Annotated in this window: 14 protein-coding genes; 7 read left to right on the top strand and 7 right to left on the bottom strand. The window is 45.9% G+C overall.

The window, feature by feature from the left end; genetic code table 11:
* Window positions 1-128 precede the first annotated feature (128 nt).
* Window positions 129-683: a DUF1599 domain-containing protein gene (locus LWP20_RS02170; protein WP_242926468.1), complete on the bottom strand. Its 555-nt coding sequence runs from the start codon at window positions 681-683 to the stop codon at window positions 129-131.
* A 43-nt stretch (window positions 684-726) separates the two neighbouring features.
* On the opposite strand from LWP20_RS02170, the gene folP reads away from it, so the two are divergent.
* On the top strand, window positions 727-1584 hold the full coding sequence (gene folP, locus LWP20_RS02165) for a dihydropteroate synthase (RefSeq protein WP_242927097.1): 858 nt from the start codon (window positions 727-729) through the stop codon (window positions 1582-1584).
* On the top strand, window positions 1581-2423 hold the full coding sequence (cdaA, locus tag LWP20_RS02160) for a diadenylate cyclase CdaA (protein WP_242926467.1): 843 nt from the start codon (window positions 1581-1583) through the stop codon (window positions 2421-2423). The genes folP and cdaA overlap by 4 nt, the downstream gene beginning before the upstream one ends.
* Before the next feature lie 295 nt (window positions 2424-2718).
* On the opposite strand, the gene LWP20_RS02155 is transcribed toward cdaA, so the two are convergent.
* From LWP20_RS02155 to LWP20_RS02145, 3 genes are all read right to left on the bottom strand, one after another.
* On the bottom strand, window positions 2719-2934 hold the full coding sequence (locus tag LWP20_RS02155) for a PLDc N-terminal domain-containing protein (protein ID WP_242926466.1): 216 nt from the start codon (window positions 2932-2934) through the stop codon (window positions 2719-2721).
* Between the two features lie 107 nt (window positions 2935-3041).
* On the bottom strand, window positions 3042-4238 hold the full coding sequence (kbl, locus tag LWP20_RS02150; protein ID WP_242926465.1) for a glycine C-acetyltransferase: 1197 nt from the start codon (window positions 4236-4238) through the stop codon (window positions 3042-3044).
* A 43-nt stretch (window positions 4239-4281) separates the two neighbouring features.
* Window positions 4282-5409: a hypothetical protein gene (locus LWP20_RS02145; protein ID WP_242926464.1), complete on the bottom strand. Its 1128-nt coding sequence runs from the start codon at window positions 5407-5409 to the stop codon at window positions 4282-4284.
* A 324-nt stretch (window positions 5410-5733) separates the two neighbouring features.
* Here LWP20_RS02145 and LWP20_RS02140 point away from each other — a divergent pair, with 324 nt between their 5' ends.
* The 4 genes from LWP20_RS02140 (at window position 5734) to LWP20_RS02125 (ending at window position 10243) form a co-directional block, all read left to right on the top strand.
* Window positions 5734-6711 (top strand): NAD-dependent epimerase/dehydratase family protein, encoded by a 978-nt coding sequence (locus LWP20_RS02140; protein WP_242926463.1) that lies wholly within the window; start codon window positions 5734-5736, stop codon window positions 6709-6711.
* 823 nt (window positions 6712-7534) lie between these two features.
* Window positions 7535-8266: a DUF3891 family protein gene (locus LWP20_RS02135; protein WP_242926462.1), complete on the top strand. Its 732-nt coding sequence runs from the start codon at window positions 7535-7537 to the stop codon at window positions 8264-8266.
* Window positions 8267-8371: 105 nt separating this feature from the next.
* Entirely contained in the window at window positions 8372-8689 is a 318-nt protein-coding gene (locus LWP20_RS02130) for a thioredoxin family protein (protein WP_242926461.1), read from the top strand.
* Between the two features lie 99 nt (window positions 8690-8788).
* On the top strand, window positions 8789-10243 hold the full coding sequence (locus LWP20_RS02125) for a DUF4403 family protein (protein ID WP_242926460.1): 1455 nt from the start codon (window positions 8789-8791) through the stop codon (window positions 10241-10243).
* A gap of 10 nt (window positions 10244-10253) precedes the next feature.
* Here the strand turns inward: LWP20_RS02125 and LWP20_RS02120 are convergent, their stop codons facing one another.
* Window positions 10254-11015, bottom strand: coding sequence for a hypothetical protein (locus LWP20_RS02120; RefSeq protein ID WP_242926459.1), 762 nt, complete (start codon window positions 11013-11015; stop codon window positions 10254-10256).
* Window positions 11016-11151: 136 nt separating this feature from the next.
* On the opposite strand from LWP20_RS02120, the gene LWP20_RS02115 reads away from it, so the two are divergent.
* Complete coding sequence (locus tag LWP20_RS02115) at window positions 11152-12117, top strand: YihY/virulence factor BrkB family protein (protein ID WP_242926458.1); 966 nt, start codon at window positions 11152-11154, stop codon at window positions 12115-12117.
* Window positions 12118-12141: 24 nt separating this feature from the next.
* Here LWP20_RS02115 and LWP20_RS02110 read toward each other — a convergent pair whose 3' ends face one another.
* Both LWP20_RS02110 and rlmN read right to left on the bottom strand, forming a co-directional pair.
* A complete protein-coding gene (locus LWP20_RS02110) occupies window positions 12142-13395 on the bottom strand; it encodes a porin family protein (RefSeq protein ID WP_242926457.1) in 1254 nt (417 codons plus the stop codon).
* A 146-nt stretch (window positions 13396-13541) separates the two neighbouring features.
* Window positions 13542-14615, bottom strand: coding sequence for a dual-specificity RNA methyltransferase RlmN (gene rlmN / locus LWP20_RS02105; protein ID WP_242926456.1), 1074 nt, complete (start codon window positions 14613-14615; stop codon window positions 13542-13544).
* Window positions 14616-14621 lie beyond the last annotated feature (6 nt).

Genomic DNA, 14621 nt, shown 5'->3' with positions numbered 1-14621 from the left:
CAAGTTTTCAAACCCTCATTTCGTGCACATCTTATTTGACCACCTGCTGTGCGGTATAAGGTCCCTCGGCCAAGCTCGGGATGACAAAAAAGAGAATATCAATTATAGCCTAACTATAAACTATAACCCTACTTAACCTTCTCCGCTGCACCTAGCTTTATCAGCGCGAAAACGGCGTAGTTGATCATGTCGCGGTAGTTGGCTTCCACACCTTCCGAGATCAGGGTCTGGCCTTCGTTGTCTTCTATCTGCTTGGTGCGGTATAGCTTCATCAGGATAATGTCGGTGATGGAGCTAACTCGCATGTCGCGCCAGGCTTCGCCGTAATCGTGGTTTTTAGCCGTGAGCAGTTTTATGTTCTCTTCTATGTGGTGCGTGTACTGGCGCTCTACCTCATCGGCTGGCAACGTCTGCTCGGCATCAGCAGGCAGGTTAAGCTGCATCAGGGCAATAACACAGTAATTTATGATGCCAACAAACTCATCGCGGATGTCATCTTCTACCAGCTGCTTGCCCTTTTCCTGAATAGAGCGGATGCGCTGGGCCTTAATAAATATCTGGTCGGTAATAGATGGCAATCGCAGCACACGCCACGCGGTGCCATAATCTTTCGTCTTTTTTACAAACGTATCTTTACAGCGATTTACTACCTGATTATATTCCTGGAGCGTTTGACTTATCAACTTTTTAGCTTTAATTTTAAAACGACCGACATAATTGCCAGCATTGGAATCGAAAGATAAGCTTTTTAGAAAAAAAAGTACACTTAACTGCCGCGGAAAAATCCTCTCGCTGGATACGCCACTGGTAATGGGCATCCTGAATATTACGCCAGATTCCTTTTTCCCAGGTAGCCGACTGAGCTCAACTGAAGAGGTACTACAGCGCGCCGAAACCATGCTTGCCGAAGGTGCCGACATACTGGATATCGGAGGTTACTCATCCAGGCCGGGTGCTGAGGATATAACTGTTCAGGAAGAACTGGACCGCGTAATTCCGGCTGTAGAGGCTATTATGAATGCTTTTCCAGAGGCTATACTTTCTGTTGATACGTTCAGGGCTGCTGTAGCCGAGGCAAGTATAAATGCGGGCGCATCCATCATAAACGATATTGCAGGCGGCCTTTTGGATGAAAACATGTTTGAAACTGTTGCCAGGCTGCAGGTACCGTACATACTTATGCACATGCGCGGCACGCCGCAAAACATGCAATCGCTGTCGAACTATACCGATCTGGTAACAGAAGTAATAGCTGAACTACAAGTGCAGGTTGCAAAACTGAAAAAACTTGGTGCTAAGGATATTATACTTGACCCTGGCTTTGGATTTGCTAAAACCATTGAACATAATTTTGAGTTGTTAAACCACATGAATGAGCTGCGCATATTTGGCTTGCCTGTGCTGGCTGGCCTTTCGCGCAAATCCATGGTTTACAAGTCGTTGGGCATTAACCAGACCGATGCCTTAACAGGAACAATAGCCGTTAATACACTGGCGTTAACCAGAGGGGCGGACATTTTGCGGGTGCACGACGTAAAAGAAGCTAAACAGACTATAAAACTATATAAGAGAACAACACTTTGACATTATTATTCAGCATAGGGTTTTTAGAGATTGAGCTGCTTGATATCATTGATATTCTGCTGGTTACTGTATTGCTATACCAGCTATACAAACTCCTGACAGGCAGCGTAGCGCTCAAGATTTTCCTGGGCCTGCTCTCTATTTACCTCTTATACCTGGTGGTGCGCGCCGCCGGTATGGAGTTGCTGAGTATAATTCTGGGTCAGTTTATGGGCGTGGGCGTGCTGGCTGCTATTATACTTTTCCAGCCCGAGATCCGGCGCTTCCTGCTGATGATAGGCAAAACCACAGCTTTTAATAACGAACGTATTTTCTGGGGATTTCCGTGGCGCCGCGAACAAACCGAAAAACTAAGCCTCACTCCTTTTATAGAAGCTGCCAAATCATTGGCTGGCAAAAATACCGGCGCTCTTATTGTATTCGCAAAAAGCTCGGAGCTGAAATATTATGCTGAGTCGGGAGATTTGATTGATGCCGTTATCTCGAAACGCCTGCTGATGTCTATCTTTAACAAAACCAGCCCTTTGCACGATGGCGCTGTTATTATTGCTAACAACCGCATTAAGGCTGCCCGCTGTATTTTACCTGTTACTGAAAACAATGAGATTCCGGCCTCTATGGGTTTGCGCCACCGCGCTGCAATTGGTTTAACAGAGGTTACAGATAGTGTAGTGCTTGTAGTTTCGGAGGAGACAGGCCAGATTGCCCTAGTACGAAACGGCGAAGTATACCGCAACCTTTCTTCCGCTGACCTGCGTGTGAAGCTCAACCAGTTCCTTTTTGATATGGATCAGCGCCCTGCAGCAGCCCCTTCTGAAAAGTCTGTAAATGCAGCTTAGTACTGTAACTATAACCGATTAAGCTTTTTCTTTAACACGCTGCTGTTTCCTTCTGCTTAGAAAGTATAGCTTACTCATCATCGGTTTGAGTAACGGTACTTCGATTAAACTGCTAGCCCGCTTTATCCTCGCAAACAACTTATACTTAGACTTGCTAAAAATCTGTGCTGCTACTACGGCAGCAAACACATACAGTAGTATTACAACAACTGTAGATAGGATATTCTGAGAAGCAGTCTCCATAGCTATACTTTTGCTGCTTATACGACATATAATTATTTAAAGATAAAAAAGATTAATTTCCCTTTCTTCTCCAGAAAAACCAATAAGCTGAAAACCCGATTACCGGAATTACCCATACTACTACCATCCAGAGTAACCGCTCAGTAAGCACATAGCTAGACCTGAAAATGATATGCACTACTGTAAGCACCACCAGCAGGTAATTAACAACTACAAGTGTAAAAATCAAACTCTCAACAAAGGCTCCGTTTCCTGCTGCTAACTCCATTTTTCAATCAATTTTGCTTCAGTTTAAAAGTATAAGAACTATGCTTAAAAACAAAAAGCTGCCCGTTACAAGGGGCAGCTTTTATACTTTGCAAGCAAGTATAAAACTTACTTAATAACACCAAGCTCTTTACCAACTTCGGTAAAGGCAGCTATACATTTATCCAGGTGCTCTTTATCATGCACCGCAGACATTTGCACACGTATACGCGCCTGGCCTTTTGCAACTACAGGGTAGTAGAAACCGATAACATAAATGCCTTTATCCAGCATGCGGGCTGCAAACTCCTGCGCCAGCGGGGCATCGTACAGCATTACCGGCACAATCGGGTGGTCGCCTGGCTTAATGTCGAAACCGGCTTCTGTAATTTTCTCACGGAAATATTTGGTGTTCCACTCCAGCTTATCGCGCAGCTCTGTTGTTGAGCTAAGTAAATCGAGCACGGCAATAGAAGCACCTACAATAGAAGGAGCCAGTGAGTTTGAGAACAGGTAAGGACGTGAGCGCTGGCGTAACATATCGATGATCTCTTTATGCCCGGAAGTAAAGCCGCCCATAGCACCACCAAGCGCTTTGCCAAGCGTACCTGTAATAATATCGATTTTGCCCATTACGTTGTGATACTCGTGTGTACCACGGCCTGTTTTACCCATAAAGCCGGAGCTATGGCACTCATCGATCATGATCAGAGCTTTATACTTATCAGCCAGTTCTACTATTTTATCCAGCTGGGCAACAGTACCATCCATCGAAAAAGCGCCATCTGTTACAATAATGCGGTGCTTGGTGTTTTTACTAACAGCTTCCTGCAGTTTTGCCTCCAGGTCGGCCATGTTGTTGTGCTCATAACGGAAGCGCTGCGCTTTGCATAAACGGATACCATCTATGATAGAAGCATGGTTCAGGGCATCAGAAATGATTGCAGAGTCTTCGCCGAACAACGGCTCAAAAACGCCACCGTTGGCATCAAAAGCAGCTGCGTAAAGTATGGTGTCTTCAGTGCCTAAGAACTCAGATATCTTACGCTCCAGCTCTTTGTGTATATCCTGGGTACCGCAGATAAAACGTACCGAGCTCATGCCATAACCATGTGTATCGATCGCTTCTTTGGCTGCCTCAATTACTGCCGGGTGCGCCGAAAGGCCCAGGTAGTTATTGGCGCAAAAGTTAAGTACATGCTTCTGCTGCGTGGTATCAATATCAGCACCCTGCGGCGTTGTAATGATGCGCTCTCTTTTATACAATCCTGCTTCTTCTATTTCAGCAAGCTGCTGTGCTAAGTCTGGTTTTAAAGTCTCGTACATATCTGTTGTTTGTATATCAATTTTGGGTATTTGTCAAGTATAACTATAAATCTGCTACTTCCCCGCTTTCGTCGGGTTTAGGCGTTGGCCTCCGGATAATAGGTCTTGGGCGCGGAGGCTTCGGGTTCTCTTCCGGGGCACTGTCTGCAGGTGGTTTAGTTTCTGTAATTTGCTCTTCAGCCTGCTTTTGCTCCTGTTCAGCTGCTGGTGGCGTTAGCCTTTTTATTACAGGACGTGGCCTAGGCGGTTTTAGTGCCGGCACATCTGTTTTTTCATCCGCAGGTGCAGCTTCTGTAGGTTGATCTTTATCAGGTTTGCCTGCTTCTTCCTCAGGTTTTACCAATGCAGCTGGCCGTTTCATTACGGGTCGTGGCCTTGGTGGCGCAGGCGTTTCAGCAGCAGGCGTAGTTATTGTTGTTTCTTCTTGGGCGCTTGCCTGCGTTTCTTCCTGGGGTGGTTTTTGTAACGCGGTCGGGCGTTTTATTACCGGTCTTGGTCGGGGAGAAGGTATAGCAGCTGGCACTTCTGTTTCTGCAGTTGGCTCAACAGGTGTTATAGCTTCGGTCTTTTCTTCTGCCGGCTTCTGAAGCGCTGCCGGCCTTTTTATAACAGGTCGGGGTCTGGCAACTGGTTTAGTTTCTTCTGAAGCTGGTGCCTGTGGCGTAGCTTCTGTATTTGTATTGGCTGCTTCCGCAGCTGGTTTTGTTATTACAGGCCGTTTAATTACCGGCCTTGCTTTGGCAGCAGCCGGCTGTGTTGGCTCAGATACTGGTGCCTCTCCCTCTACCGGAGGTTTTTGCATAGCAGCCGGCCTGCTGATAACAGGCCTTGCTTTTGGTACAGCAGCTGGCGCAACCGGCTTTTCTTCAATTGTTTCCTGTGGAACAATAGTTGAAGCCGGAACATCAGCAGGTTTTGCAACAGGGGCAGCACGCCTTGCAGCGGCAGGCCGTGGTACTGCAGTAGTGGCAGGGGCAACTTTCGGAACATCCTCTTCCCGCAAATGGTATTTTAAACGCACATTGTTGATGAGCATTTTTACAGCTACATAAAAGCTGTTAGGGTGCATCTGCGCATACATCTCCTCCCATGCTTTATAACGAGCCGTGTCTTCTGCCTCAAAGGCAGCCTTATTTATACGCTTCTTTATCAGGTACTCTTCAAACGTCATGCTTTGTTAGCTTAACCCAGCCTGGGTGCTGCAAATTTACAGGCTTCGCTTCTAAATAACGGTTATAAATTAAATTTACTCTTTTGCCTCTACAAATATAAGAAAATCAACCTCCTGCAACAGAGCTGTGTTGCTTCTATTTTATACTTCGTTAACTCATGTTTTCAACCACTTATACTTTTGAAGAAGTGCATAGAAGGCGATGTAAGGCTGTATAACCTGTCGCAGACATTTATCTTGTATTAAGCCCTCACCTTTCTTGTGGTTTATACTTTTACTATTGCACTGAAATCGGTTACTTTGCACAAATAGAATTCCTTAACTATGGCAAACACAAGTGATACGGTATTAGTGATTGGCGCCTGCGGACAGCTTGGCTCGGAACTTACCCTCGAGCTTCGTAACATGTATGGCGGGCAAAATGTGGTCGCAGCCGACATTTCAGCACCAAAGCAGGCTGACTTGCGCGATTCCGGCCCTTTTGAGAAAGTGGATGTACTGGATACGAAAGTTTTGGCAGAATTAGCCTCTAAGTATAAATTTAAGCAGATCTACCACCTGGCCGCTGTACTTTCGGCCACTGGCGAAAAGAATCCGAAATTTGCCTGGAAACTGAACATGGACGGCCTGTTTAATGTGCTGGACCTGGCCCTGGAGCAGAAAGTGGAGAAAGTATACTGGCCAAGTTCTATTGCTGTGTTTGGCCCTAACACGCCGCGCCAGAACACGCCGCAGCACACCATCATGGATCCTAACACGGTATATGGCGTTAGCAAGCAGGCTGGTGAGCGTTGGTGCGAATATTACTTCGAAAAGTATGGCCTTGATGTGCGTAGCCTTCGCTACCCGGGCCTGATCGGCTATAAAGCCCTACCTGGCGGTGGCACTACAGATTATGCTGTGGATATTTACCACCAGGCATTAGAAAGTGGTAATTACGAATGTTTCCTGAGCGAGAACACGTACCTGCCTATGATGTATATGCCGGATGCCCTGAAAGCTACCATTGACCTGATGCATGCACCGGCGGAGCAGGTAAAAGTTCGTAGTTCTTATAACCTGAGCGCCATGAGCTTCTCGCCTAAAGAAATAGCCGCTTCTATTCAGAAACACATCCCTGATTTCCAGATATCTTACAAGCCTGATTCTCGCCAGCAGATAGCAGATTCGTGGCCACAAAGCATCGACGACAGCGCTGCCCAGCAGGACTGGAACTGGAAACCAGCTTATAATCTGGATACCATGACGGAAGACATGCTCCTCAACCTGAAAAAAATGAAAGAAGAGCAGACGCTAGCGTAAGTTGGTAAGTATAAAATTTAAAAAAAGGGTGATGTCATAACTGATATCACCCTTTTTTGTTTTCATTCTGTTGTCATTTCGAGCGATAGTCGAGAAATCTTATGTGTTCTATCGTTGAAGCTTTAGCTTGTGGCTAACAGGCTATACTTTCATAGTTTCCTGTAATCCTGGGAGCTCTACTTGCCTATCGTTTTATAGTTGTTTTGGTTCGCTCCTAGCCCGCGAGGGCTCGTCCTCGGGCATCGCGCTGTGTTCCCTCCTGCCTCCGCTACGCTACGGCTGCCTTTCAGGCACCGGATCTCACAAGGCGCTCAACCCAAGGACTGGGTACAATTTCGATAGCAAACGCTAGTACTACTGAAACCACTGTTCCCTTGAGGGGACTACAGGGGTGTTATACTTGACCTATAAAGCAATAGCTTTTCCAAGTGCACCCAAGACGATTCGATGTTTGAGCGTTCAGCGAGTGGGGGTAGGGGCCCTCGATAAACGAATTGTCTTGATTCTTTTGCTTACAGGGGTGCAGGGGCCCCTTTTAGACTTTTCTCATCAAGGAGAAAAGTAAGGCCCAGCCGGCGAGGCGAAAGCTTAATCAAAGCATAGAAGGTGCATGTTAAACAGAATGTTTACAATGAAACGTTGAGCTCCCCTCATTAGTTAAGGAGGGGCTGGGGTGGTTGGAAACACCAACTATAAGTAAGACGCTTGTAGGAGCTGCGTACGCTATGAGGTCTAAAGAACTTCCACTAATGACCCTATACCTCACATCAACTTTCTCCAATAAAAGCAGTTTATACTTTGGCCAAGTATAAACTAATAGCTTATGATCGTAAATGCGATACCTGAAGGTTGGGAAATTATTTACCAGCAGGCGCATGGGGTGCTGGCAGCGCAGTTAGCATTTCACCTGAAACCAGAATTACACTGCCGGCACTGGGTTGAAACCATAATTGCAATTGCCAACCACGACAACCGCCAGAAAACATGGAAAGGAAAAGATGGCCTGACAGAAGCCGGCGCTCCCGCTGATTTTACACTTCTACCAACTACCCTCGATCAGGCCAAAGCACTGATGCACGCCACCAGGTTTCAGAGCAGTTGGGTAATGTTGCTTACCTCTATGCACATGAGTTATTTGTATGAAAGCCAGCGCGGCAAAAACAAAAGCACCGATAACTTCCTGGATGAACAACTTGTCGTACAGCGCAAATGCCGGCAGGCGCTACGTATAAATAAAGCTGAAGCAGAAAAAGGATATGCTGTACTACAGTGGTGCGACCGCCTCTCGCTTATACTTTGCAAAAACGAACTCCCTGCCGATGAACGAACTTTAGAGATTACAAAAGGCCCCGATGGGAAAGTATACTTCATTAAACAAACAGCAAATAACACTTTAATAGTAGATCCCTGGCCTTTTGCAACACCGGGACTGGAAGTACAGGTAGCGTACAGAACCTTGCAGCAGCTACAATTTAAGAACGATGCAGAGTTGGCAACTGCGCTGGCTAAGGCCGAAGTAAAGTATAAACGATGGGCATTCTCAGAAAATCCATAAACCAACTTCTATAAGCACCTAACCCCAGCAGGTATTCCCCGTCTATACTTGCATGCATAAGTTTTCTAACCCGGCAGACTTATTCAACCTGAGGAAAAAAAAAGAATGACCATACTGGAATCAAACGATAAAGAGCTTAGACAACTCATATTTAAAAAGGACCGCGTGATCGTGAAATTTACGGCAGACGATTGTCCTGTTTGCAAATCTATACATCCTAAGTTTATAAGAATTTCTGCCGAGCCGGCTTACCAACACATTACGTTTGTGCGGATGAGCGCTAAAGAGAATCCGGTTTCCAGTAAAGAAGTAAGCATGACCGGAACACCTTTTTTTGCTACTTACAAAGACAGCATGCTGGTGGATTGCGGCGTTGTAGCCACCGAAGAAGACTTGCGCGGCATGCTCTCGAAACTGCTGTAAGTATAAAACCAATATCAATAACCTGGCACTAGCCTTGCATTCTGGTAGCTGACGTGTAAAATCAGTAACTTGCGTTGCTTTTATTAATCAGCTAAATCCGTGATAAGAAACAACTTACCTAAATTTATACTACTGCTGTTTGCCTGCTCTGCCACTTTTATAGTTCCGGGCTGCTCCAGCACATCTAAAATAAACTCTGAAGCGCCCGCTGCTACTGCTGTAGCTGTGCCTGCCTACCAACCCAAGCTGTCTTCTATTACCATACCTGTTTCTATACCTATTGCCGCTATCGAAGATAAACTGAACCAGGAGTTTAAGGGCATACTTTACAAAGACGATAACCTGGAAGGCGATAATGTGGCTGTAACGGTGTCTAAACTGGGGCGCATGAGCATGCGTGCCGAAAAAGATAAAGTATACTTTAGCGTACCGCTTCGCATTTATGCCAAAGGCCGCTGGAAATGGGACCCTTGCAAACTTTGCCCTGCCATCGATAAAACCGAAGACACCAATTTTGACATGGTGATAAAGACGGAAAGTAAGATTGGCCTTACCGAAGACTATGCAGTAAAAACTACTACAAGCGGCGATTTTGAATGGGGCGACACCAAGCCTGTACTTCAACTTGGCCCGCTTAAAATTGGCCTGGCCCGCTTTGTAGAGCCTACTATGCGCGAGCAAATGGCCATACTTACCAAACAGCTCGATAAAGACCTGCAAAGCCGACTGAACATGCGCCAGTATGTAGTCGAGGCCTGGCAGCAGGTGCAGCAACCACTAAAACTAAATGATGCCTATAATGCCTGGCTAACCATTGTACCCAAGGATGTGCGCATTGCCCCACTTTTTGCCAGCAACGGCAATCTTAACACCCGCATCGGTATTACCTCTTACATTAGCGTTGATACCGATGGCAAACCCAATGTAAAGGTAAACAGGAACCTCCCGAAACTGGTGCTGGATAACCGCCTGACCGATGCCATACAGATCGGGCTGACTGCAACTATACCGTATGCCCATGCCAGCAAGCTGCTACAGGAACAGGTAGCTAACCAGACCTATAAGTTTGATGGCGGCAAAAGTGAAGTAAGGGTAAACAATGCTGCTATTACGCCGGGCGGCGAACAACTGGTGCTGATGCTGGATGTGAACGGAAAAACCAAAGCAGGCTTGTTCACTAAGAAGATAGTAGGCAAAGTATACCTGCGCGGCACGCCTTACTACGATGCCCAGACTGCCTCTATCAAAGTACGCGATGTAGACTATGACCTTGACACAAAAGACAGGCTCTTAAGCACGGCCAGCTGGCTTGCCAAAAACAAGTTTAAAGACATGATACAGAGCCAGGTAAGTATACCGGTGCAAAGCCAGCTTACCGAAGCCCATACCATGCTCCAGAACATGCTGAACACATCCGGGCGGGTACACGAATCGGTGATGCTGCGTGGCAATATAAAGGAAATTACCCCCGAAAATATTTACCTCACGCCCACAGGTATAAAAGCTGTTGTTAACGCTAAAGGCAACCTTACTGCTACAGTAGATAAACTGTAGGTACAACAGGCTATTTTATACTTGCCCTGGCAACCGGCTTAGGGCTGTTAAAGATAGCATCGGGCACACTGTCAGGAACTGCAATATCGGTGAGAAAGAAGTCGCCGGTAGGGTTGCTGCGGTTGTCGGCCAGTTTTATATTTCCGTAAAGTTTATAGTCTGCCCAGCGGCGGGTAAAGGTTGGTTTGGTATCGGTGGCATTCCTGTAAAAAGCCCACTGCGTTATCAGCTTCTGCTCTTTATCTACCCAAAGTTTATACTTGTTTTGTGGTGTTAAGCCTACTTTTTCAAATGTCATTTCCAGCACATCGGCAGGGGCTCCGCTTGTAGTTTTGCCCTCTCCTATGTATGTTAAGTTAACGCCCGGGTCCAGGAGCTTAAAAGGCATTACCAACCAGTAAGAGTTATTGATAAACATGGCATACGCACGCTCCCGCAGCTTCAGCGTTTCCTCCGGGTTTTGTACTTCCCTGCCCGCCACATATACTTTGCCTTCTTTTGTCTGGGTATTTATAATGGCTACCAGGCTGTCGTTTTCCCACCGAAATTTGTTCTGATGTTTATCCCAGATCTGGTATTGGTCTTTAAAAGTCCAGGCGAGGTAGCGGGTGTTATCCCAGTTTTTCCGGCCGCCCATTTGTTTCATTATCTGCTGTGCCAGCTCTCTTGCTTTAGCATTTGAAGTAGTAGTTATCTGAGCGTGCAACTGCAAGCCTTGCAGCAGTACCAGGCACAGTAAAAGCAGCAGGTAAAAGCGTTTTCTCGGGAGCATAGCTTTCTAAATTTTCAGGATGCTATGTATACGTAAAACCCGGATAAGGCTACCTGTTCCCACATCTCATTAACCTAAGAGAGTTGCCATCGTATCAGAATTGCGCCCTGAAAAGAGAACTATAAAATAATTGTCTATGACTGCTATTTCTATTAAAAGCATTTTGCCCTTGTTCAAATCAACTTTTTCTGAGTTTAACGAGAACAACTCTTTCAGGCTGGCAGGTGCTCTGGCTTTTAACGCCATATTTTCTATTCCGCCACTGCTCATTATCATTATAAGAGTAGCCGGGGCTTTTTTCGGAGAGAAGGCTGTTTCAGGGCAGCTTTCAGATCAGATTGGAAGCGCTATCGGGCCAAGTGCCGCAGAGGGCATCGAAACTGTGCTTAAAAATGCGCAGGTAAGCGAAGGAGGCGGCATTGCGCTTTGGATAGGAATAGGTACGCTTATTTTTGCGGCCACTACGTTTTTTGCCACCTTACAGGAGTCGCTGAACTCAGTCTGGAACCTGAAAGTAAAGCCAAGCAACGGCATTGTAAAGATGCTGCAGGTACGTGTTTTCTCTTTTGGCATTGTGCTGAGCATTGCCCTGCTGATGCTTTTATCGCTGGTTATAAGTGCGGTAATTGCCATTTTAAGCGATTTCCTGGCTCAGCTTATACCTGGCGTTGGCGTTTTCTTTATTAAACTCGCCGACTTTGTAGTTTCTGTGGGCATTATTACAGCACTTTTTGCCCTTATTTATAAATACCTGCCAGATGCCACCATCCGCTGGAAAGACATCTGGATAGGCGCTTTTGTTACAGCCTTGCTGTTTACCATTGGCAAGTTCCTGATAAGCTGGCACATTGGCACCAGCGACCCGGGCTCTGCTTACGGCGCGGCTGGCTCTATCATTGTTATACTTGTCTGGATCTATTATTCCTCACTCATCGTGTTTTTCGGGGCCGAGTTTACACAGCAATATGCCCTGCAGCTGGGCCAGAATATCAGGCCCAAACCGCATGCTGTTTTTGTGAGAGAGCAGGAAGTAACCGAGCAGCCACAGGATAAAAAAAGCGGACGCCCTAAACCGGAAGGCAGGTTTAACAAGAACCCTTAAGCAAGTATAAATTGTTACAGCTGCTTAAAAGGATAAGCCAACCAGCAAAGTTGCAGTTCTGTTTGTGTGGCGGAGAGATTCGTAATACGAAACACCGTTACTGATCTCATACCTTGCCTCTGCTAAAAGATTTATTTTTCCCTTATAAGGAGCGCGTAATCCAATACCTCCTATTAACCCTTGTTCATGCTTCCGGTAAGATTCTAAAGCTTCATACTCTCTGGTAGATGTGGAAGTGTAGAAAGTTGAATGTTTAACAACCGGGCTGGCAAAATCCAGCATAAACCTGTTTTGCACTCCCAAAGCAAAGTAAGGGCGGGTTTTGCCTTTCGGATACGTATACCGCAGCATTAATGGCACCTCCAGGTAAGATGCTTCAATAGAACCGCTGTATTCGTCGTGTATACTTTCGGATTTTACATACTCATAATTCCCGTTATACTTGTACTGATAGTACATAACAGCAGAATGCAGGCTTAATTTCTCACTTACTTTTGGCATACTGAAATTCAGGAAGAAGCCACCCGTTAAATTTGTAGAAGAAGAGAACTTACCTTTAGCCAGGTATTCAAAAGAACCCTCCATGGCAGTGAAAGTAGCTTTGGCATTCGAAACTCCGAGTAATATGCCTTTTTCAAATTTAGCATTAGCCGTTACAGGTTTTGCAAACTCTACCGCGTTAGGTGATATGCAGGCATTATACTTCGTTACCAGCTTAATAAGGTCAGATTGCTCTAATCTTACTTTTTCAATGCCGTCTAAAGCTGCCGCACAGTCTGCCATGTTATTAGTTAGCGTGCCAATATAAATTTTAGAGACTGCCGTAAAAGTTTTGCCATTTTGCTTTACCTGCCTTACCTCCTGCACCAGTTCCTGAACGGCGGCTTCGTCTTTCTTAAGTATAAAGTAGCGTTCTTTTTTACCCAATTCTTTTAAAAAGTATAAACTCACAGGCCCCTTTGCCAGCACTTCCATGAAAAAAGGCTGATCTATTTCCTCGTCTTCTATACCTATACTTTTTATACTTCTGGACTCGTATAGCTTACCTCCGTTAAAACCATAACCTAGCAAATCTGCTGGCAAGTATGCTACAGGGCTGGCACTTTCTTCTGACTTAAAGGTAGTACCTGTTGCATTGCGCTCGTTACCTCGGTAATCTACCAGGCCTTCGCTCCTGCTACCATCTGTTTTTATAATAAAGCCAGGCTTAAAGTTTGATTGGGCTGCCACCTGAAAAGATAAAACAAGGGCAAAAAGGAGGAAGTAAGCGCGTTTCATGTTAGCGGTATATTGTATATAACAAATATACAAACTAATCTATGTTCTGACAACTAACAGGCTACCTGAAAAAGCAACAGCCCCAACTCCTGGAGGAGCTGGGGCTGTTGCTTTATACTTAATTTAAGCCAGTGCTTACTTATACGTTACACCGATTGCTTTTCTTTTACGGCTAATTGTCCGCAGGCGGCATCAATGTCTTTACCGCGGCTGCGGCGCACATTTACCTGCACGCCACGGTCGGCGAGGTAGTAAATAAAGTCCTGCCAGCGGTCTTCGTTTGTGTTTACAAAGTCGGCATCGGCAATCGGGTTATATTCTATCAGGTTTACCTTGCACGGGATGATCTTTGAAAAACGTAGCAGTTCTTCGGCATCCTGCAGGGTATCGTTAAAGTTTTCGAACACGATGTACTCATAGGTTACCTTGCGGCCTGTTACTTCGTGGTAGTACTTCAGAGCATCTTTCAGCGCCTCCAAAGAGTTGGTTTCGTTGATTGGCATGATCTGGTTACGCTTCTCGTCGTTTGCAGCGTGCAGCGATAGTGCCAAGTTAGCCTTTATGCCATCATCAGCCATCTTCTTAATCATTTTGGCAATACCGGCTGTACTTACCGTAATGCGGCGTGCGGCCATGTTCAAGCCATTTGGCGAAGTAATGTATTCGATGCTCTTCATTACGTTGGCATAGTTAAGCATTGGCTCGCCCATACCCATGTATACAATGTTAGTAAGCGGTTCGCCGTACTGCTTCATACTTTGCTCGTTAATGCGCACCACCTGATCATAGATTTCGGCGGCATCGAGGTTACGAACACGGTCCATGTAGCCGGTAGCGCAGAACTTGCAGGTAAGCGAACAACCCACCTGGCTGCTAACGCAGGCCGTTTTACGCTCATCGTGCGGTATAAGAACACCTTCTACTATGTTGCTGTCATACAGCCTGAAAGCAGATTTTATAGTACCATCAGTGCTGAGCTGTTGAGTTGCAACCTGCACGGCATTAATAGCAAAGTGCTGCTCCAGCTTTTCGCGAAGCGCCAGGCTCACGTTGTTCATTTCCTCAAAAGACTGTGCTGCATGTTTCCAGAGCCAATCGTGTACTTGTTTTGCACGGAACGGTTTCTCGCCCTGCTCTACCAGCCACGCCTTCAGGTCATCCAAACTCAGCTTCCGGATGTCTTTCTTATTGATGATGTTAATGTCTGCAATCAAATCCATACTGCA

Origin of the sequence: Pontibacter vulgaris, from assembly GCF_022758145.1 — a bacterium.
In the GTDB taxonomy this organism is placed as follows: domain Bacteria; phylum Bacteroidota; class Bacteroidia; order Cytophagales; family Hymenobacteraceae; genus Pontibacter; species Pontibacter vulgaris.
Note: the sequence above shows the minus strand (reverse complement) of the source record. Positions and strands in the feature narration are given on the sequence as shown.

Excerpts from the sequence above, each read along its gene's own strand:
- LWP20_RS02155 (WP_242926466.1), bottom strand. The coding sequence starts at position 2,934 with ATGGAGTTAGCAGCAGGAAACGGAGCCTTTGTTGAGAGTTTGATTTTT.
- kbl (WP_242926465.1), bottom strand. The coding sequence starts at position 4,238 with ATGTACGAGACTTTAAAACCAGACTTAGCACAGCAGCTTGCTGAAATA.
- LWP20_RS02145 (WP_242926464.1), bottom strand. The coding sequence starts at position 5,409 with ATGACGTTTGAAGAGTACCTGATAAAGAAGCGTATAAATAAGGCTGCC.
- LWP20_RS02140 (WP_242926463.1), top strand. The coding sequence starts at position 5,734 with ATGGCAAACACAAGTGATACGGTATTAGTGATTGGCGCCTGCGGACAG.
- LWP20_RS02135 (WP_242926462.1), top strand. The coding sequence starts at position 7,535 with ATGATCGTAAATGCGATACCTGAAGGTTGGGAAATTATTTACCAGCAG.
- LWP20_RS02130 (WP_242926461.1), top strand. The coding sequence starts at position 8,372 with ATGACCATACTGGAATCAAACGATAAAGAGCTTAGACAACTCATATTT.
- LWP20_RS02120 (WP_242926459.1), bottom strand. The coding sequence starts at position 11,015 with ATGCTCCCGAGAAAACGCTTTTACCTGCTGCTTTTACTGTGCCTGGTA.
- LWP20_RS02115 (WP_242926458.1), top strand. The coding sequence starts at position 11,152 with ATGACTGCTATTTCTATTAAAAGCATTTTGCCCTTGTTCAAATCAACT.
- LWP20_RS02110 (WP_242926457.1), bottom strand. The coding sequence starts at position 13,395 with ATGAAACGCGCTTACTTCCTCCTTTTTGCCCTTGTTTTATCTTTTCAG.
- rlmN (WP_242926456.1), bottom strand. The coding sequence starts at position 14,615 with ATGGATTTGATTGCAGACATTAACATCATCAATAAGAAAGACATCCGG.